This window comes from Hominimerdicola alba (assembly GCF_900112155.1).
GTDB classification, from domain to species: Bacteria; Bacillota; Clostridia; order Oscillospirales; family Ruminococcaceae; genus Hominimerdicola; species Hominimerdicola alba_D.
In genome coordinates this window covers 25,730-43,083 of record NZ_FOKQ01000017.1, presented here as the reverse complement: position 1 = coordinate 43,083, position 17,354 = coordinate 25,730, and the positions used below count along the sequence as shown (strand labels likewise).

22 protein-coding genes are annotated in these 17,354 nt (G+C 47.5%); 4 read left to right on the top strand and 18 right to left on the bottom strand.

What is annotated here, in order from left to right; translation table 11 throughout:
- Window positions 1-73 precede the first annotated feature (73 nt).
- The 7 genes from BM265_RS10585 to BM265_RS10555 all read right to left on the bottom strand — a co-directional run bounded on the left by BM265_RS10585 (window position 74) and on the right by BM265_RS10555 (window position 7,237).
- Window positions 74-1,648, bottom strand: a complete 1,575-nt coding sequence (locus BM265_RS10585; protein ID WP_074961654.1) for a hypothetical protein — start codon at window positions 1,646-1,648, stop codon at window positions 74-76.
- Window positions 1,614-2,156, bottom strand: a complete 543-nt coding sequence (locus tag BM265_RS10580; RefSeq protein ID WP_074961652.1) for an RNA polymerase sigma factor — start codon at window positions 2,154-2,156, stop codon at window positions 1,614-1,616. The genes BM265_RS10585 and BM265_RS10580 overlap by 35 nt, the downstream gene beginning before the upstream one ends.
- Window positions 2,157-2,510: 354 nt before the next feature.
- The gene (locus BM265_RS10575) at window positions 2,511-2,930 is read right to left on the bottom strand and encodes a pyridoxamine 5'-phosphate oxidase family protein (RefSeq protein WP_074961650.1); all 420 of its coding nucleotides are present in this window, start codon (window positions 2,928-2,930) and stop codon (window positions 2,511-2,513) included.
- A 181-nt stretch (window positions 2,931-3,111) separates the two neighbouring features.
- Window positions 3,112-4,512 (bottom strand): family 43 glycosylhydrolase, encoded by a 1,401-nt coding sequence (locus tag BM265_RS10570; protein ID WP_074961649.1) that lies wholly within the window; start codon window positions 4,510-4,512, stop codon window positions 3,112-3,114.
- 14 nt (window positions 4,513-4,526) lie between these two features.
- Entirely contained in the window at window positions 4,527-6,035 is a 1,509-nt protein-coding gene (locus BM265_RS10565) for a carboxylesterase/lipase family protein (protein WP_074961646.1), read from the bottom strand.
- 119 nt (window positions 6,036-6,154) lie between these two features.
- Window positions 6,155-6,742: an HAD family hydrolase gene (locus tag BM265_RS10560; protein WP_074961644.1), complete on the bottom strand. Its 588-nt coding sequence runs from the start codon at window positions 6,740-6,742 to the stop codon at window positions 6,155-6,157.
- Window positions 6,743-6,754: 12 nt separating this feature from the next.
- The gene (locus BM265_RS10555) at window positions 6,755-7,237 is read right to left on the bottom strand and encodes a P-loop nucleotide/nucleoside kinase family protein (protein ID WP_074961642.1); all 483 of its coding nucleotides are present in this window, start codon (window positions 7,235-7,237) and stop codon (window positions 6,755-6,757) included.
- A 46-nt stretch (window positions 7,238-7,283) separates the two neighbouring features.
- Between BM265_RS10555 and BM265_RS10550 the strand changes: the two genes are divergently transcribed.
- The gene (locus tag BM265_RS10550) at window positions 7,284-7,478 is read left to right on the top strand and encodes a hypothetical protein (protein WP_074961640.1); all 195 of its coding nucleotides are present in this window, start codon (window positions 7,284-7,286) and stop codon (window positions 7,476-7,478) included.
- A 586-nt stretch (window positions 7,479-8,064) separates the two neighbouring features.
- Here the strand turns inward: BM265_RS10550 and xylB are convergent.
- The 11 genes from xylB to BM265_RS20395 all read right to left on the bottom strand — a co-directional run bounded on the left by xylB (window position 8,065) and on the right by BM265_RS20395 (window position 14,419).
- Entirely contained in the window at window positions 8,065-9,588 is a 1,524-nt protein-coding gene (xylB, locus tag BM265_RS10545) for a xylulokinase (RefSeq protein WP_074961638.1), read from the bottom strand.
- Between the two features lie 150 nt (window positions 9,589-9,738).
- The gene (locus BM265_RS10540; RefSeq protein WP_074961636.1) at window positions 9,739-10,551 is read right to left on the bottom strand and encodes an MBL fold metallo-hydrolase; all 813 of its coding nucleotides are present in this window, start codon (window positions 10,549-10,551) and stop codon (window positions 9,739-9,741) included.
- Between the two features lies 1 nt (window position 10,552).
- Window positions 10,553-10,897 (bottom strand): DUF4177 domain-containing protein, encoded by a 345-nt coding sequence (locus BM265_RS10535; protein WP_074961634.1) that lies wholly within the window; start codon window positions 10,895-10,897, stop codon window positions 10,553-10,555.
- A 4-nt stretch (window positions 10,898-10,901) separates the two neighbouring features.
- On the bottom strand, window positions 10,902-11,321 hold the full coding sequence (locus tag BM265_RS10530) for a hypothetical protein (RefSeq protein WP_074961632.1): 420 nt from the start codon (window positions 11,319-11,321) through the stop codon (window positions 10,902-10,904).
- On the bottom strand, window positions 11,314-11,586 hold the full coding sequence (locus tag BM265_RS10525; RefSeq protein WP_074961630.1) for a PF20097 family protein: 273 nt from the start codon (window positions 11,584-11,586) through the stop codon (window positions 11,314-11,316). Before BM265_RS10525 ends, BM265_RS10530 begins: the two co-directional genes overlap by 8 nt.
- A gap of 85 nt (window positions 11,587-11,671) precedes the next feature.
- Window positions 11,672-12,433, bottom strand: coding sequence for a flavin reductase (locus BM265_RS10520; protein ID WP_074961628.1), 762 nt, complete (start codon window positions 12,431-12,433; stop codon window positions 11,672-11,674).
- A 217-nt stretch (window positions 12,434-12,650) separates the two neighbouring features.
- Complete coding sequence (locus BM265_RS10515; protein WP_074961626.1) at window positions 12,651-12,839, bottom strand: hypothetical protein; 189 nt, start codon at window positions 12,837-12,839, stop codon at window positions 12,651-12,653.
- A 97-nt stretch (window positions 12,840-12,936) separates the two neighbouring features.
- Window positions 12,937-13,116 carry a hypothetical protein gene (locus BM265_RS10510; RefSeq protein ID WP_074961624.1) on the bottom strand — a complete coding sequence of 60 codons (180 nt, stop codon included), beginning with the start codon at window positions 13,114-13,116 and terminating at the stop codon, window positions 12,937-12,939.
- A 232-nt stretch (window positions 13,117-13,348) separates the two neighbouring features.
- Complete coding sequence (locus tag BM265_RS10505) at window positions 13,349-13,612, bottom strand: hypothetical protein (protein WP_074961622.1); 264 nt, start codon at window positions 13,610-13,612, stop codon at window positions 13,349-13,351.
- 47 nt (window positions 13,613-13,659) lie between these two features.
- Window positions 13,660-13,896, bottom strand: a complete 237-nt coding sequence (locus tag BM265_RS10500) for a hypothetical protein (protein WP_074961621.1) — start codon at window positions 13,894-13,896, stop codon at window positions 13,660-13,662.
- 370 nt (window positions 13,897-14,266) lie between these two features.
- Entirely contained in the window at window positions 14,267-14,419 is a 153-nt protein-coding gene (locus BM265_RS20395; protein WP_207646978.1) for a hypothetical protein, read from the bottom strand.
- A gap of 363 nt (window positions 14,420-14,782) precedes the next feature.
- Here BM265_RS20395 and BM265_RS10490 point away from each other — a divergent pair, with 363 nt between their 5' ends.
- The 3 genes from BM265_RS10490 to BM265_RS10480 all read left to right on the top strand — a co-directional run bounded on the left by BM265_RS10490 (window position 14,783) and on the right by BM265_RS10480 (window position 17,299).
- The gene (locus tag BM265_RS10490) at window positions 14,783-15,769 is read left to right on the top strand and encodes a type I phosphomannose isomerase catalytic subunit (RefSeq protein ID WP_074961617.1); all 987 of its coding nucleotides are present in this window, start codon (window positions 14,783-14,785) and stop codon (window positions 15,767-15,769) included.
- Window positions 15,766-16,254: a hypothetical protein gene (locus tag BM265_RS10485; RefSeq protein WP_074961615.1), complete on the top strand. Its 489-nt coding sequence runs from the start codon at window positions 15,766-15,768 to the stop codon at window positions 16,252-16,254. The genes BM265_RS10490 and BM265_RS10485 overlap by 4 nt, the downstream gene beginning before the upstream one ends.
- Window positions 16,255-16,345: 91 nt before the next feature.
- Window positions 16,346-17,299 carry an ROK family protein gene (locus BM265_RS10480; protein WP_074961613.1) on the top strand — a complete coding sequence of 318 codons (954 nt, stop codon included), beginning with the start codon at window positions 16,346-16,348 and terminating at the stop codon, window positions 17,297-17,299.
- Window positions 17,300-17,354 lie beyond the last annotated feature (55 nt).

Here is a 17,354-nt window from a genome sequence, read left to right as displayed (position 1 = left end):
GATAACATAAAAACGGAGCACTGCATCACTGCGGTGCTCCGTTTTTCGTTTTGCTGTCTGTATATTGAAAAGATCACTTGACATCGGTTATATCTATATTGAATGTCGCCTCGAAAAGGCCTTCTTCCTCTTCTCCCTTTTCTCTTCTTATTTTATTGACCTGCAATGTAACGGGAACACTGCTGTCCACATAGGAAAAGTCCGCCTTAGCATGGAATACGCAAGCAACTCTCATCTTTGAACCGTCGTCTGCAAGCCAGCTTAGTCCCGAATCCATATAGCTTGAATATGTCAGCGACATTATCGGATCAAGATCTCCGTAGACCAGATCCATGTGATTTTCAGCCCAGTCTTCGTAAGAGAATTTACTGCCGTCCTTTTTGGTAACATCTATGACCACGCCGTAGTTGTTTTCGTCCTTTTCATAAAAAAGTCCGCCCAGTTCGAGGTTGTAGTCTGCAAATTCCTTAATAGTTGTGCCTTTGTCCCTTACGTTGAGTTCGATCGCGACCTGAGATTCTTCGCCCTTATCATTTTCGCCTATAAAGCTAAGACCATCGCTTACAGAAACAGTTATTCCGTTTTGATCGGTATTTGCCCATGAAATACCGATCAAAGAACCCTCTTTAAAATCCTGCCCGGATTCAACAACGATTTCAAATGGAAGACCATAGTAAGCGCACCAGTTTTTAGCTGCATCAAGATTTCTGCTGCTGCACATTGCCCACAGCATACCCTTGTAGTAATTATCCAGACCCATCTCATATAGTCCCCAGAGATAATCGCCGTATATACCCTCGGAAGTATCGGTTATAATATGACCCGGACGGTATACATTGGTGTACCTCTTAACTTCATCGTCCCATCTGAACATCGTATAATCATCGGTCAGTTCATAACAAAATTCGTCTATTCCGTTCTGAACGCCGTTTTTTGCAAACACAAAGATCTTATCACCCTTAGCAAGGACTTGATCTCCCTCATAAGTTTTCTCCAGTAAACCGAACTTTGTGGGCAGCTCATCTCCACGGAGCGCGAAAACCAAACCGCAATGACCTTCTTCATCCTCGAGCACACATTGATAATCAGTATATTCTACTCCGTCTATTGTTTCCTGCCGAATGTCCTCGATCTGCACCATACCTATGAAGTCGGAACTGTCTACAAGTCTGATAGTATCCTCGTCCGCTTCTTCGCGCCATTTTTCCCATCTGTCATAATCTATATCATCGGTCGTCATACTGTCTGTTTCATCCACGGTCGAAGCTTCATCTTTTTCTGCGGTGCTCTCAGACGATACCTCATCTTCGGCATCTGTTGTATAGACTGATGATGTTGTTCCCGCTGAGCCGGGAGCTGTTCCTTTGCTGCCTCCGTTCATGTGTCCTGCCGCGAAGATGCCTCCGCCGACTACCAGTACAGCACAAGCTGCTGCTATCATACCGCCTCTGCTGCTTCTTATCCTTGCTCTCTCTTCTATGTTTTTCATAGTGTTGTCCTCCAAATTCTGCTGTGCTATGACAGCTTTTTCGTTGTCTGCGTGAGAGTTTACTGACGCGCTGTCTTTCTCTGCGGCTACGATTATCTCATCGAATATCCTTTTCTTTGTCTCTTCATCGTATCTCTTTATCCCTTCCGAAAACCGCATATCTCTCACCCTCCTTTAGTTGTTTTCTGAGCTTTTTCAATGCACGGTACATCTTTGATTTAACCGTGGATTCCGCCAGCCCCAGCGTTTTTGCTGTCTTCTCGATAGTGTAGTCGTGACCGAAGTGCAAAAGGAATATCCTGTAAGTGACTTCGTCCGATTCTTTCAGGCTTTGAAGTATCTCTTCATAAGCAAAGCCGTCGTAGTTCTCCAGACTGTCCAGCGCCTTTTCGTCTACTATCTCGATACTGTCATCAAGACTTTCCGTTATGCGTTTTGATGAGTAGTGGTCTGCCAGACCGTGCTTGGCGCTTCTCAACAGGTAGTGCTTCGGGTCGAGTATCTTTTCACCCGCCAGCATTCGCTTGTAAAAGCTGAGATAGACGCTTTGCAGGATATCCTCGGCAGTTTCGCGGGAATCGGATTTGATGATAAGGTATTTATATATGTAGTCATAGGTCTTGTTGTATATCATCTCGAAGCGTTCCCTGACGTTTTCCTCGCTCACGGCTCTCACCTCCTCCTTTCTTTGAGGACTTTACCCTCTCGCTTTAATAGACGGACTGTCCTGCAAAAAAGTTTCAATCCTGAAAAAATTTTTTTCAGATGCGGGTGCGGGGCTTTTGCCCTCTCGTAATAATAGACGAACCTGTCTGCTCAAAAGTTTCACTCTAAAAAATTTTTTTGCAGTTGTTCCGCGTGGGGATTTGTCCTCTCGTATTTATAGACTTATCTGCCCGCAAAAAAGTTTCAGAAAAATCCAAAACGCCCACGGATACCATATAGAAGTTTTACCCCGAAGCATTTGAATGTGCTTCGGGGCATTGTACATTTCATAGCTGCTAAGACAGATCAGAATATGTCAATTAAGCTCATACCTTGTTCCGTGGGACAATAACACAGCATCTGTTAATTCTACACATAATATCACTGTGTTTCGGTCATTAAGATCATTGTGCCCATTATCTATCCACGCTGCAAAAGCTGTTTTCAGTTTTGCGGCAATTTCAATGTTTTCTTCTTTTCCGAAAAAGCCAAGATCGGTGCCCTGTCCGTGAGCAGTAAACCATTCACCTGCAATAGCTATAACGGGATTTTTTTCGATCTGCCTGATTTTATTGGAAAGAGCATAGGTGATCGTATAAAAGCAGTGGTTTTCATAATATGCATTCACATATCTGACATAAGGAATTCCATTTTCGACAGTTGCTAATGAAATAACTGTATCTTTTCCAAATCGTTCAGTCATGATACGTTCCGCTTGATCGTTCCAGTTTTTCATGTCTTTTCACCTCTAAATCCCGTTTGGTTTATGTTTGTAATAATTCTAACACAACGCGGCTGTATTGTCAATAAAAAACGCCATAGTATTTCTGACTTTAAGTCAGAAATACTATGGCTTAAAACTTCTGTATCAGTACCACCCGTATTTTCTTCGGGCGTTAATCATACAATATAAAGGCTTATTCCAGCGTTATGGACTTCAGCTGAGGTCCGCCGCTGCCCTTGTAGGTCAGCCAGATTGCATTTACGCCGTCGGGTATTGCAACATCTGTGCCTGATGTCGTCCAGACATTATTGCCGACAACATTTATCTCGCCAAGCACTTCGCCGTCCCATGCGGTCTTTATCCGGAAAGTTCCGTCACCGTATGCGCGGGTGGCTATGCTGATTCTCTTAATGCCCTTGCAGTCGAAATACTTGAAGCCGATATTCGTGCCATCACAGATATTTGCAATATAGCCTATCTCCTCGTCGCCGTCCTTGCCGTCCTGCACTATGCGGGGAGAGTTCAGGTCGCCGATGTAGAGTTCTTTCTTTTCGGTGAACAGACAGCAGGCGATATAAGCGGGATACTCGCCCTTGCCCTCAAGAGGTCCGCCGTTGAGTCCGCAGGAAGTTATCTCTACCTGTGGGAAACTGCCGTCCTCTTTCAGTGTCAGCTTTTCGGCACAGCCCTGACGTGAGAACCATGTGCCGTTGGTGTGGCGGTGATAGAAGATATACCACTCACCGTTTATCTCGATGATACTGCCATGATTGTTTGCGCCGCGGCAGGTAGGCATATCGGCGGGCTTATAGGTATCGATATGCAGGTCGGTATTGCTGACGAGAACTCCGCCGTACTTGAAGCCCTCCAAGGGGTTATCGCTTACTGCATAGCAGAGTTCGTGCATAACTTCAGAAGAATATACGAAATAGTACTTGCCGTTTACCTTGCGGATAGAGGAGGCTTCAAAAAATGCGTGACCCTCCCACTGGGTGCCGGCGCTGTAACAGCTGCCAGGTGCGATAAGTTTCGGCTCGGTGAGTACAGTGAGCATATCCTTATCAAGGGGAACTACCTTTGAGCCTGTGCGGGACTTGTCCCCTGCACCGCAGAAACCGCTGTACATATAGGTAACATCGCCCTCGGTTATAACACCGGGGTCAAACTGGGGTTCGTCACCCTCGCGTTCACCCAGCTTTGTGCCGTCCTTGTAGTGGACATATCCGTAGAATTCGTACTTGCCAGCAGGTTCGTCACATACTGCAACTGACATTACTCCCACCTTGTCAAGCACATAATATAAATAGTATCTGCCGTCTGGACCCACGGTAACATCCGGGGCATAAAGGCACATATGACCGTCCTTATTGAGAGGGTCAGCGTTGCGGGGGTAGATAACACCCTCGTATCTCCAGTTGCCAAGGTCATTTACAGGGGCTGACCAGCATACGTAGTCGCCCATGCAAAACACATAGCCGTTCCAGAAATCGTGTGAACCGTACACATACACCCTGTCACCGAACACATATGGTTCGCCGTCGGGAATGTACTCCCAGCTGGGAAGATACGGATTAAAAGCCTGTTTTTTGCTCATTATTATGTCCTCCTTCATTTTACATGGTCAAGCAAAAATTTAGTAAATGAGCTGTTTTCAACGCCTGCAACTGCACCATCGGGAGTGAACTCCATCTCGGCGCGGTCGGCATCGGTATATTGTCTCCATTCGGGAAGCTTATTGCCGTTTATATCGTATCCGTTGGGATCGCCTGTTTTTATGAAATTAGCCCAGTAGTCGCACATCTGCCTTGCGATATCATAATGTCTGCCCTCAAAGGGTCTGTTATCCTTAGCCAGCGTTTCAAAGAAGAACCAGAGGTCTACAGAATGGAAAGTACCGGGGTGGTCATCACCGGGGATATCGGGAACAAAGCGGTAATAGTAGCAGGGCTTTGCATCAGCCATCCTGCTTTCAGCGAGGAATGCGGTCTTGACACCGATCTCGGGGGCTGATACAGGGGCATAGCCCTGTTCGCAGTGTATATTAGCCTCGGGGTGAGAAAGGAAGTCATCTGCCTTATCGCCGAAATACTTAGCCGCCAGCGACTTCAGTTCATCATCGTTCTCGGCGTGTATGAATTCAAAGAACTCGTCACCTGTATTGCCGCCCATTACAGGTACACGGTTGCGGGTACCGTCACAGAACTGATCCAAGGGGTCGCCTGTGCAGAAAAAACCGTCATTGACGATGGTGAACATTACATTGGTCTCATTCCTGAGGTCGGAATAGGTTCTGCGGATAAACTGCGCATCGAGCTTTCTTGCCTCTTCAAGAGTATTTACGCCAAGGGCATCAAACAGTTCAACACCCAGTTTTCCTGCATCTTCAAGAGAACGTGGGATAAAGAAATCGTTTCTGACATAAGGGCTTTTGAACATACCGCTCATGACAACAGCCTTCTGGAAATCCCCTGCGTTGCCCTTGCAAGCCATCTGCGACAAAACGCTTCCGCCGCCTGCAGACTGTCCTGCAATAGTGATATTATCAGGGTCGCCGCCGAAATTAGCGATATTTCTGCGCACCCATCTGAGACCTGCCTGCTGGTCGAGACTACCAAAATTGCAGGGGGCATCGGGCTGTTCAGCCGTAAGCTGGGGGTGTGCCAGAAATCCGAAAGCGCCAAGTCTGTAATTCACGGTAACAACAACGATTCCGCGCCTTGCCAGCCTTTCGCCGTCAAACTCCATCTCAGCGGTATAGCCCCACTGAAAACCTCCGCCGAAGTACCATACCAGCACGGGCATCTTCTCGTCGCCTGTTTTCGCATTAGTCCATATATTCAGGTAAAGGCAGTCCTCGCTCATGGGTATCTCGGGGTCAACGTGCCATTCACGGCAGTAGATATCATCACCGATACCCGGGGTATCCTGCACCGAGATAGGGGCGAATTCAAAACAATCGCGGGTGCCTTCCCAGTTTTCACAGCACTGAGGTGCTCTCCAGCGGTTTTCGCCCACGGGTGGCGCTGCGAATGGTATGCCTTTAAATGAGGTTATTCTAGGGTCAGCGGCAGGAAGTCCGCGAACTTTGCCGTTTTCTGTATTAGTTATCCTTAACATATTGTCAGCTCCTTATGCCGATAAATTTAAGGATATTGTACCATTAACCCGCTTTTTTTGCAAGACATATATCACATTCTTCTGACCGATTATTGCTGAATTTACACAGACTTTCCGCCCTATACACCTATCTGTGCAAACAGTTCATCCGGGGACTGATTTTTGTAGAGTATAGCTCTTATTCCCACATTTTCAGCACCCGCGACATTCTTCGGGCTATCATCGATGAAGACAGCGTTTTCCCTGGCGATACCATATCTTTTGCAAATAAGCTCATATATGGCGGGGTCGGGCTTTACGATCTTTTCGTTGCAGGAGAATATGCCGCCATCCATATACCGCGTGAATTTCAGGGCTTCGGGTGCTGCGTGCATGAGGAACTCAAAATAGTTCGAGAGATAAAATACCCTGTGACCTAGGCGTTTGAGCTCTTCTATCATAGGAATGGTAGTTGGTCGCAGCTGAGGGATATTGCCGAGCTGTGAGAAAACGCGGCGGATCTCCCATTCGCAGTCTGGGGCCTGGTCGATGAATTTCCGGAGAACCTGTTCCACGGGAAGCACTCCCCTGTCGAGTTCTATCCAATCGGGATTGCCCCACATTGCCTTTGTTACGCGGGGGGCTTTGTCTTCGCCGACGTATCTTTTTACAAATTCCTCAAAGTCAAAATCTATCAGCACTTTGCCGATATCGAAAATAATATCCATTTGGTCTCCTTTTCAGTTATCACACACGTTGTAGATATCTTCGTCAGCCTGCGGCGGTTCAAACAGGCCGAGACATTTCTCAGCAAGTCCGCTGTCAACGTAATATGCCCGGCATTTTCCTGCGGTGATATCCGCATTGCGTTTTTCTATTCGTCTGTGCCATTCTTCACTAGGAACGGTAAGATAGTGTATCTCGAAATCTATGCCTTTTTCCTCGAAGTATGCTCGTATCTCATCGCGTTCTACCCTTGTCCACAATCCGATATCAAGTACGCTGTTTATGCCGACTTCGGCGAGTTCGACTGCTTTTGCGTAGATATATTTTTCTGCCCTTTCGACGTATGTGTCGTGCATTTCGCCTACATCGTCATGAAAAAGCGTTAAGGTTATTTCATCTACCGAGAGAAGCGCGGCTTTTATTTCTTTGCGGAGCTTTTGGGCATAGGTTGTTTTTCCTGTGCAGATAAGCCCGCACAATGATATTACTTTTGCCATTTTGATGCCTCCTTTATTACACCAAATATAGCATATCGGGGCGAGGTTGTCAACAGAAGATGAAACAAGAAAGAACGACCGCGGCAGCAAACCTGCGATCAAAACAAAGCTGAGCCGCGAAGGGAGCTTTGGGTCAAGCCTTTCGCGAAAGGCTTGCGGGGAGCCACAGTCAGCAAAGCTGACTGTTAAGGGCAGAGCCCTCGCATCAAGGCGCAAAACCATCGTGACAATGGTGCTGTAATATCATAGCAAACTAACGTCCAAATAGGGCGCGGGCAATAATAAACGATACGAGCGTGTGCAAACGTATGCCACCGCACAAACTATCCGCGTGAATATTGCCCGCGCCCGAAATCGGACAGCGAAGCGAATCCGATTTCTCGACCCGAGGGACGAGGGGCGAAAACTAGCAAGCTATCGACCACAGCAAATATCCTATTATACCCGAAAAGCCCGATTTTATTTTATTCGGCACTCTTATCCAAAGAAATGCGATGGACGTTTTGTCGCCCCTTACGGGTCGAGAAATCAACGAGCGTTCCGCCGTTGATTTCGGGCGCGGCAATATATTTACGCAAACAGAAAGAGCGTAGACTGTTTGATTGTCCACGCTCTGAAATTCTTTTATTGCCGCGCCTGTTTGACAGGACGGGCAGTTTGCTGTTCTATTTAAAGCACTCTTGTCGCGTCGCTTTGGTGCCTTGACCGAGAGGCTCCGCCTCTAACAGTCAGCTTTGCTGACTGTGTGCTCATCCGCAAGCTTTTCGCGAAAAGCTTGACCAAAAGCTCTCTTCCTTGGCAGTTTCCGCCAGATTGCTTTTTTGTTATTACAGCTTTGCCAGCTTGGAGAACTCTGCTTTCAGTGCAGGATAGATCTCGCGATACAGCTGATAGAACTTCTCATACTCAGGTACTGTTGCACCGTTGGGCTCCTGTACCTTATCGGTACGTACTACTGCCTTACAAGCCTCGGGTACGCTGGAGTAGATGCCTGCGCCTACCATTGAAAGCAGTGCAACGCCCAGTGCAGGACCTTCCTTGGAGGAAGCTGTCTTTACGGGGCAGTTATAGAGGTCTGCCAGCATTGAACGCCACAGCGGTGAGCTTCCGCCGCCGCCGCAAGCCATCATGTCGGATACGTTTATATTCATCTCACGGAATACTTCTACGCAGTCACGCAGAGAATAGGATACGCCCTCCATTACGGCACGGAGCATCTCTTTCTTGGTGTGCATTGCGGAAAGTCCGAAGAATACACCTCTTGCGTTGGGGTCAAGGTGAGGTGTTCTCTCGCCCATCAGGTAAGGCAGATAGAGAAGTCTGTTAGCGCCCACAGGTACGCTTTCAGCCTGCTTATCCATCAGGTAGTATTCATCAACGCCCATATACTTTGCAGTTTCCTTTTCGGCATTGCAGAAGTTATCTCTGAACCACTTCAGGGACAGACCAGCGCCCTGAGTAACACCCATTACGTGCCAGCTATTGGGAACAGCAGCACAGCAGGTGTGAACTCTGCCCTTGGGGTCGATGGAGATATTGGAAGTATGAGCGAACACAACGCCCGATGTACCTATGGTTGTGAAAGCCTTGCCGTCCTCGCAAACGCCTGTGCCTATTGCTGCGCCTGCATTATCGCCTGCACCGCCCACAACTATTGTGCCTTCGCAGAGACCCAGTTCATCAGCCATAGCCTTTGTCAGCTTGCCTGTTACCTCGCAGGACTCATATACCTTGCCCAGCCAGTTCTTATCTATCTCGAAAACGCTCAGCAGTTCATCAGACCACTTTCTGTTGGGAACATCCAGCAGCTGCATACCTGATGCGTCGGATACTTCGGTAGCATACTCATGTGTCAGCACGAAACGCAGGTAGTCCTTAGGCAGCAGGATATGTGCTACTTTCTCGTATACCTCGGGTTCGTTTTTCTTCACCCAGAGTATCTTTGCGGCAGTCCAGCCTGTCAGTGCGGGGTTTGCGGTTATCTGGATGAGCTTCTCGGTGCCGACTTTCTCGGTCATCCAAGCAACTTCCTTTTCGGTACGCTGGTCGCACCAGATGATGGACTTTCTCAGCACGTTATTATCCTTATCCAGCATTACCAGACCGTGCATCTGACCTGATATACCGATACCCTTAACGTCCTCTTTCTTAACACCGCTCTGTGCCATAACAGCCTTAATGGTGTTTATCATAGCATTAGCCCAGTCTGCGGGCTCCTGCTCTGCGTAGCCGTTCTTCGGCTGATACATGGGGTACTCGATAGTCTTGGAGGCTATCACTGTACCCTTCTCGTCAAAAAGGACTGTTTTGGTACCGCTTGTACCGCAGTCAACTCCTATTACGTATGCCATAGTTTTTCTACTCCTTTATAATAAGATTTTATGCTCATCCCGCTGACACTCCATTCTATAAAACCAATTGACAGGCAATATCAATTGGTGGCGGTATTCTTCCGGCGTATAAAATGGTGTGCTAAAGGGATAACCATATTTTAATTACCATTACCTGATATCAGTGGGCAGATTTTCTTTTCGGTAACATATCACATGGTCAGCCTGCTGATAATGCTTATCGGCAAGACAGCTGAAACTGTGCTGAAGATCCGTGCCTCCGAACCAGTGATAGGGCTTGTCATTTTCAGTCCTGCCCTCACAAAGTTCCGCGATGCCGTTGCGCATACAGCGCATAAGTGATATGTCATCGAGATTCCTTGCGTGACCGTGCAGTATAACATCTGCCCTGTCTTCAAGGAATATCAGACGGTCGAATTCTGCAAGCACTTCATTCATAGGCAGACAGCCGTCAAGCTGCAGCCACAGATGATGATTTACGCCATCCCCTGTGAAAAGTATCCTGTCCTCACGAAGCAGGAGCAACAGCTCGCCGTCGGTATGACCTGCCAGCTCGAATACTTCCAGCGTGCGTCCGCCAAGATCGATGATATCGCCCTCACGGATATCCGCAAAAGGCGGTATACTGTGTCCGCTTTTGCGGCACATCTCCTTGACCTCGGGTATGCTTTCATAGAAACTTTCCGCCAGCGCCCTGTCGCGGGGACTTATGAGCGCGTGGTCAACTTCCTTGTCGAAATATGCATTGCCGAGTATATGGTCGGGATGACCGTGGGTGTTCACCAATACTAAAGGCTTGTCCGTCAGCTTCCGTACAGCGGCGCAGAGGTCGTTCCAGCCGTTCATAGTATCGATGACACAAGCTTTGTTTTCACCGACCACCAGATATCCGGTTGCTTCATGTCCTTCATCAAGCAGGTATATCCCACTGCGGACTTCTTTTATAAAGAGTTCGTGTTCCATATCACATTTTACGCTCAAATATCAGCACAATATCGTTTATCGTCGCGTCAGCTTCTGCATCACGCTCCACCCTCATCTCATCGGTAAAGCAGAATTTCAGCCGCCAGCCCCTTTCGCCGTACATCGTCAGCACATCGGCAAGCGATGCTTCATCAGCGCCGCCGTTGTCACGGTCGCGGACAGTTTCCACCGCATACTCGTACTTTCCGTCATGACTGTCATTTTTAAGGGCTTGCAGAGTTATATAAGTACGCAGATCATCGTCGCTCAGCGATTCAGCATCAAGACCGTTCACATTTCCGTTTTTAAGTACCGCCAGTATCTCTTCTTTAAGCTTAGCATTCATTTTTCTATACCCCCATCAGCTTTTCGTGAACATCAGATATCCTGCCGCAGTCCGCGCACAGGTCAAACAGCGCAAAGCTGTACGGAAATTCTTTTTCTGCAAACTTTTTCAGCAGATTTCCCGCACTGCCCATTCCTGCCATATCTTTTATAAGCCGTCCACCGCAGACAGGGCAGACTTCGTATTTGTACCCCTCGCCGTCGAGTATCGTGACAAGCGAAGTCAGGCTTCCGCCCTCTGCTTTTGCGCAAAGTTCGGGTGCTGACAGTTCTCCGCAGTCAGGACATTCCTCACAGCAAAGTTCGTACCTTGCATAATGCTCAACGGTATCATTTTCGGCATAGTACTTATAAATGAGTACGCCGTCTTCTCCGCCGAGAGTCGTTTTTTTGCAGGCTGTGCCGCATTTAATGCAGTTACTCATGGCTGTTTTCCTCCTTTATACGAGGAAGTTCAGCCATAATGACACCGCATTTTCTGCACACCCAGAAAACGTCTGCCATATGGGTATTGAGTTCAGCCATGCGTAAGCTTATTCGCTGGGCTTCCTCCAATGCTTTTGGCGTCATTGGCGGGAAAGCGTGTTTCATGCGGTATTCTTTGGTTATCCACTGTACACCGATGCCGCTTTTTCCGCTTCCTGTCAGGACACCGTCCGTCATTGCGTCTCCGCATTTGGGACAATCCATCATTCATCTTCCTTTCCTATATTACAATATACTCGCAATTTATGTCAAGCCTTGTCTTGCTTGATGCTGACCGATTATTGCGCGGCTAGTCCAGCCGTTTGAACTTGTCGGAACCAACTCCGCAGAGGGGACAGACAAAGTCATCGGGCAGTGCGCCTTCATGGACATATCCGCAGACTTCGCATACCCACTTTTCATCGGCTGATGCGGCGGTATTTTCAGCTTCAGCGGGAGTATCTACTCTTGAAAAATCTGCCGCGCCGTGTTTACAGAGGGGGCAGATGAAATCATCGGGGAGATGACCCTCATAGATATAGCCGCATATATTGCACACCCATCTTTCGCCTGTGTTTCCGCTTTCAGCCGCAGGCTTTGGCTTGGGCTTTACGTTTGCATGGTAGTATGCATAGGTCATGGGGGCTTTCTCGGATATCACTTCACCGTCGGCAACGTCGGCGATGAACATGGTATGGGTGCCGAGGTCAACGGTCTGCACCACCTCACAGCAAACGTAGGCGCAGACGCCTTTTTCAATAATCGGCAGACCGTTCTCCGCCTTTTTCAGGGCATAGTCATAGAACTTGTTGCCCCATCTTCCGCTTTGGAAACCGAAGTGGGTGAACAGGGAAAAATCGGCACTTTCATCTATCATGGAGACATTGAACCTGCCGCTTGAACGTATCATATATTCTGTGAAATTGCCCTTATTCACCGTGACGGATACGCGGTTAGGCGAGCTTGTGACCTGTGCCAGCGTATTGATGATGCAGCCATTATACTGGTTGCCGCACCTCGCCGTCAGCACATACAATCCGTAGGATATCTTGTTCATTACTTTCATGTCCATGAAAATTCCTCCTTTTTATGGCAGTATCTCCGCCTGCCTTATTTTTAAACTCATTCTTTAAAAAGTGTTCCTAAAACAGATCGGAATTCAGCCGATCAAGTATTTTACAATAGGTGTTCGCCCATTCCGACAGCTCATGTTCCGAAAAAACACGGATGACACTCTCTATTTGTTCTGCCAATTCCTTTTTCGTTATGTGTTTAAAATAGTTTTCATCCTAAAAAAACTCATTCTCGCACCATTGATATTCCTCATAAGGCAGACCATTGTTATCTATGCCCCATTCATATACTTCACAAGGTCCGAATGATAACATTTCGATCAGGACGATGCGCCCATCCGGGTCTGCATTTGTATCGGACATCAAATAAGACCACTTACCGACAAAAACACTTTTTGAAGCCATTACTATCCCTCCGAAGATCCCGAATATTTCTTACAGCAGCACAAAGGACTTTGTAAATAAAAAAGGGGAAAGACCCTGCGGTCATTCCCCCTGCGTGTTACTGATCTGCTTTCTCCAGAATGAAGTATTCTTCATGTGCATCGCACTTGAAGCTCTTGATGACCCAGCCGCTGTCAACCAGAAGGTTGAGTTTCTCTATCCGCTGGAACCTGTCATATGCAGGTGCGCTATTCTCATCTGAAGAGGCTGATTTGCTGATGAAAAAAGTCTTCTCCATAGTTATACGCTTCTTTCCGAGAATGTTCTCTTTATCCGACCAACGGCATATTGCCGAATATTTACAAGATAATTATACTACATCTTACGCGCTTTTGCAAGCGCTTTTTGCAAATTTAACCATCTTGTAATATTTGCAGTCCTGTTTTTTGAACTTTTCCAGAAATCGGGTGATCAAAGTATTCCGATAAGGCGTGTTATTCCACTGATCGTGTTTTTATTTCAGCGTCATATCAGAAAAATATCCTGTTGTTTACGCTGATGGACAGAACACAATGTTCATCACATAACCGTTCTTTCAGTCCGCTGTCCCAGGAAGCGTAGATAACATATCCATCGCCATCCCCATTAACATATAACCTGTCATTTTCACGATTACCGATCTGCTCTTCGACAGCCGCCGAGTTATTCTCCTCGCGGTTGTCGTTAACATCACCGCCAGCAGTACAGCCCCCGAGAAGAAGTACCAGCACTGCCAGAAACGGCGCTTTTTTCATTGTGTTCACCTCCGTCAGCAATTGCCGAAACAAGCCGTTTTACAAGCCTATTTCTTTTTCTTATCTGCAAGCAGACATATCGTAGCTATAACTATGACCGCTCCCGCGCCCATACTGCCGAACATCTGCCGCGCCGAACCGCTGTGTCCCTCGACCTGTACCTGTGCAGTCTGCGCCATTCTGCCGCCATCGGCAAATGCCGTCACCACCGACACAGACCCAATACACATCACCGCAAAGAGCACACAGCAGCACCATACAAACCGTTTGTATACAGTTTTCATAGTCAGGCCCTCCGCTCCGCGTTATGCCGCGACTGCCGAAGCAATATCATCGGCACGCATTGATCTCACAACATTTTTACGTATCTTACTTCCGTCTCAGGTCTGCAAACAGCAACTTCTATTCAATTTAATTATACTCCATTTCCCAATTGTTAGCAATTAACATTATCAACAAAATTTATAAAAGTTAATTCGTCACCATGCACAATAGAATGTTCTGCGATTTTCCTTGTTATTCGATACGAAGTTTATGCGTTGGCATACGGTGGCTTTGAAGCTGTTTGCCATGCTCCTGCAAGTTCTGCCATACCCCCGACGCTCGACCTTCGCGCTAGAGCAACCTTGACGCTGCGTGCGCTCCGTTCGTACCTCACTCCGCGTACTCGGTCAAGTTCGCGCTCAGGCTCTCGCTGTTTGCCATGCTCCTGCAAGTTCTGCGTGCCACGCTCTTTAACTCACCCCTTTTTATCCCCTTGCTCTCATCAAACTCTCCAACTTCGCGCCTGTGACATTGTGCAAACAACTGTTTTTTCATTTTACTCGGACATATTTCTGCAAGAGTTGTACAAAAACGTACAACTTTTCGACCAAAATCGCTGATAGTGAAAAACGTTTCTCCGACCGACGTCACAAAGATCTTCCCCCTTGTGCGCACGATCGCAGGCAGCCGCCGACTATGACCACGGCATATGAGGCGGCGTGCATACTGTATAAGGGACAATGAAGAGCATCACGGACACACACTATTATGTCGATATTACTATGTTTTACGATGATAAGCGATTTCGGTGAAATATTTAGAAAAAATATTGACTAAATATCAAAACTATGCTATTATTATAAAGAGTGCGATTATTCGCATTTAATGTAAAAAGGGGTATATGATATGGGTATTTTTAAACTGGAGCCTGCTTTCAAGGATTATATCTGGGGCGGCACTAGACTGAGAGATGAGTACGGCAAAAAATGCGATTATGACAAGGTCGCTGAAAGCTGGGAACTTTCCTGCCACAAGGACGGTGCCAGCGTCATTTCAGGCGGCACATTCGACGGGCTGACTTTGCAGAAGTACATCGACAAGGTTGGCAGGCAGGTACTGGGTACAAACTGCGAGAAGTTTGAGAATTTCCCCATACTTATAAAGCTGATAGATGCTAAGGATAATCTTTCGGTGCAGGTACACCCCGATAATGACTACGCACAGCGTGTCGAGGGTGAGTACGGCAAGACCGAGATGTGGTACATAGTTGACTGCGACGAGGGTGCGGAGCTTCTTTACGGTTTCAAGCATGAGATAAGCAAGGAAGAATTCGCGCAGAGGATAGCTGATAATACTCTGCTGGAAGTGACGAACAATGTCCCTGTACACAAGGGCGATGTTTTCTTCATCAAGTCGGGTACTTTGCACGCTATCGGCAAGGGTATACTCATCGCTGAGATACAGCAGAATTCAAATACCACTTACCGCATCTACGATTACGGCAGAGTCGGCAAGGACGGCAAGCCCCGCGAGCTTCATGTAGAAAAGGCGAAGGACGTTACAAAGCTTGCTCCTGCTGAGAGTTATCCCGATACTCCCGCTGTACGCGAGAATGGTGCTGAGATAAAGCTTTTGTCAAAATGCGAGTATTTTACCACATACAAAGTTGATATAGATGAAAAAGCAGAGTTATGCGCGGACGACAGTTCGTTTGTGAGCCTGCTGATACTGGAAGGCACACCTTTCGTAACTGATGGTGAGCCCGAGGAGACAGCAGACGAGGCTGTAAATGCAAAAAAAGGCGACAGCCTTTTCATTCCCGCAGGTTCGGGCAAGTTTTGGGTAGAGGGCAAGTGCAGTCTGATACTCACAAGGATAGACGAATGCAAATGAGTTTTGAAGAGTTCCTTAAAGACATAAACAGCGAAAAGTATCTGTATGCGGAAAACATCCGCGAAGATGACGGCTCGCTGATGATAGAGCTGTACGGCACTGTCAGGGGCACTTCCGATGAAGCCGATATAGCCGCGATCGCGGGTGAATTCGGTGAGCAGGTGGGCGAGCAGGTGGCTGAGCTTCTGAAAAGCGCTGAACCTATCGATGTCAACGAAAACAGACATTGGCTGGTGAGGTTTGAGAGCTATATAGGCTATTCGGTGATAAACGAAAGCTTTGATAACGGTGACAGGGCAACGCTTGAAAGACACGAACCTGTTGTCACAGCAGATGATTCAGACTGGCTGGACTACTTAAAGAAAATCACTTTTGCTTTTCAGATAATGGACGGCATAAGGCATTACCAGATAAGATGTCTTGATCATATCATCAATGTGGCAACTGACGAACCGCCTGTTATCACAAAAATTCAGGCGGAATAAACAGAGGTAATAAGACCCGCTGCGGTCTTTACATAAATAATATGAAAATAAGGCGGAATATCCGCAAATTTACGATTGGAGTTGGAGTTTGATGAAATATTACATTGGTATCGACCTGGGAGGCACCAACATTAAAGCAGGTGTCGTAAGCGAGGATTTTGAGATAGTAGCTAAGGCAAGCTGCAAGACTAACCTCCCCAGACCCGGTGAGGAGATATGCGCTGATATGGCTAAGGTAGCCCTTGAAGCTGTTAAGGAAGCAGGTCTTACCCTTGATGACATCGAGGCTGTGGGCATCGGCACCCCCGGCACTGCAAACTCGGAGACAGGCGTTATCGAGTATTCAAACAACCTCGGTTTCCTGAATTTCCCTGTTGTTGAACTTATGAAGACACATATAAACAAGCCCTGCTACGTTGAAAACGATGCTAATGCAGCTGCATACGGCGAGTTCGTTGCAGGTGCTGCAAAGGGCGCTAACGATGCTGTCTGCATCACCCTCGGCACAGGCGTGGGCGGCGGTATCATCATAAACAAGAAGATATACTCGGGCTTCAACTTTGCAGGTGCTGAAATCGGTCATACAGTTATAAATGTTGACGGTCCCCAGTGCACCTGCGGAAGAAGAGGCTGTTTTGAGGTCTATTCCTCTGCTACGGGACTTATCCGCATGACTAACGAAGCCATCGCTAAGCACCCCGAGAGCATACTCAAAGAAGAGGCTGACGATCACGGCAAGGTATCCGCGAGAACAGCTTTCAACGCAATGAGAAGAGGCGACGCTGCTGCAAAGCAGGTAGTTGATGATTACATCAAGTATCTCGCTTGCGGTATCGCTAACACCATCAATATCTTCCAGCCCGATATCCTCTGCATCGGCGGCGGTGTATGCAACGAGGGCGATCCTCTGCTGCTGCCCCTGAAGGAACTGGTGGCTAAGGAAGTTTACACAAGAAACTCCGAAAAGAACACAGAGATAGTTATTGCCAAGCTGGGCAACGATGCAGGCATAATCGGCGCTGCGTTCCTGGGTCTGAACAAGTAATATCAAAAGTATCACAAAACGCATACGGCAGACGGTATCAGCTTTTGTGCTGCCG

Coding starts and splice junctions, on each gene's coding strand:
- BM265_RS10585 (WP_074961654.1), bottom strand. CDS start 1,648: ATGCGGTTTTCGGAAGGGATAAAGAGATACGATGAAGAGACAAAGAAA.
- BM265_RS10575 (WP_074961650.1), bottom strand. CDS start 2,930: ATGAAAAACTGGAACGATCAAGCGGAACGTATCATGACTGAACGATTT.
- BM265_RS10570 (WP_074961649.1), bottom strand. CDS start 4,512: ATGAGCAAAAAACAGGCTTTTAATCCGTATCTTCCCAGCTGGGAGTAC.
- BM265_RS10565 (WP_074961646.1), bottom strand. CDS start 6,035: ATGTTAAGGATAACTAATACAGAAAACGGCAAAGTTCGCGGACTTCCT.
- BM265_RS10560 (WP_074961644.1), bottom strand. CDS start 6,742: ATGGATATTATTTTCGATATCGGCAAAGTGCTGATAGATTTTGACTTT.
- BM265_RS10555 (WP_074961642.1), bottom strand. CDS start 7,237: ATGGCAAAAGTAATATCATTGTGCGGGCTTATCTGCACAGGAAAAACA.
- xylB (WP_074961638.1), bottom strand. CDS start 9,588: ATGGCATACGTAATAGGAGTTGACTGCGGTACAAGCGGTACCAAAACA.
- BM265_RS10540 (WP_074961636.1), bottom strand. CDS start 10,551: ATGGAACACGAACTCTTTATAAAAGAAGTCCGCAGTGGGATATACCTG.
- BM265_RS10535 (WP_074961634.1), bottom strand. CDS start 10,897: ATGAATGCTAAGCTTAAAGAAGAGATACTGGCGGTACTTAAAAACGGA.
- BM265_RS10530 (WP_074961632.1), bottom strand. CDS start 11,321: ATGAGTAACTGCATTAAATGCGGCACAGCCTGCAAAAAAACGACTCTC.
- BM265_RS10525 (WP_074961630.1), bottom strand. CDS start 11,586: ATGGATTGTCCCAAATGCGGAGACGCAATGACGGACGGTGTCCTGACA.
- BM265_RS10520 (WP_074961628.1), bottom strand. CDS start 12,433: ATGGACATGAAAGTAATGAACAAGATATCCTACGGATTGTATGTGCTG.
- BM265_RS10515 (WP_074961626.1), bottom strand. CDS start 12,839: ATGGCTTCAAAAAGTGTTTTTGTCGGTAAGTGGTCTTATTTGATGTCC.
- BM265_RS10510 (WP_074961624.1), bottom strand. CDS start 13,116: ATGGAGAAGACTTTTTTCATCAGCAAATCAGCCTCTTCAGATGAGAAT.
- BM265_RS10505 (WP_074961622.1), bottom strand. CDS start 13,612: ATGAAAAAAGCGCCGTTTCTGGCAGTGCTGGTACTTCTTCTCGGGGGC.
- BM265_RS10500 (WP_074961621.1), bottom strand. CDS start 13,896: ATGAAAACTGTATACAAACGGTTTGTATGGTGCTGCTGTGTGCTCTTT.
- BM265_RS10490 (WP_074961617.1), top strand. CDS start 14,783: ATGGGTATTTTTAAACTGGAGCCTGCTTTCAAGGATTATATCTGGGGC.
- BM265_RS10485 (WP_074961615.1), top strand. CDS start 15,766: ATGAGTTTTGAAGAGTTCCTTAAAGACATAAACAGCGAAAAGTATCTG.
- BM265_RS10480 (WP_074961613.1), top strand. CDS start 16,346: ATGAAATATTACATTGGTATCGACCTGGGAGGCACCAACATTAAAGCA.